Source organism: Vibrio sp. 2132-1 (assembly GCF_033344315.1).
Window position 1 is genome coordinate 1 of the sequence record NZ_JAWPON010000449.1, and the last position, 639, is coordinate 639.

1 pseudogene is annotated in these 639 nt (G+C 47.7%); it reads left to right on the forward strand.

From position 1 onward, the window contains the following. Positions 1-8: 8 nt before the first annotated feature. A pseudogene (locus R8N47_RS25970) lies at positions 9-639 on the forward strand (efflux RND transporter permease subunit); the annotation flags it as partial.

Below are 639 nucleotides of genomic sequence, written 5' to 3' on the forward strand. Positions count from 1 at the left end.
CGACTTAGCCTGGGGCGACCTCCAAAGAAGTGGAAGAAGAATTAACGTATCCGCTTGAGAAAGAGATTCGTAAACTGCCGTATATTGATCGAATCACGTCGACCTCTTCGAATGGTATGTCGCAGATCATGGTCAGTATGAAGATGGATTACGGCCCAGACGAACTGCCACAGATTTGGGACGAAATGCGCCGTAAAATCAACGATCTGCAACCAACTTTACCGCAAGGTGTGCAATCTCTGCAGATTATTGATGACTTCGGTGACGTGTACGGTGTCATGTTGATGCTGACCGGCGACGATTACGACTATGTCGAGCTCAAACGCTATGCCGACCACCTACGACGTGAAATCGAACTGGTTGATGGCGTGGGCAAAGTAGACATTGCAGGTGACCAGCAAGAGATGTTGTTCGTTGAAATCTCGCTTGACCGCCTTGCGTCTCTGAATCTCGACATGAACGTTGTTTCTGGTTTGCTTAACCAACAGAATAACGTGGTTTCGGCTGGCGAAGTTATGGTGAATGGTGAAAGCCTCGTCATTCGTCCTAGCGGTACGCTGAATACAGTTCAAGCGTTAGAAAACCTGATCATTCACGGTCGTGATACGGGTAATTTGATTCGCTTAAAAGACGTTGCGA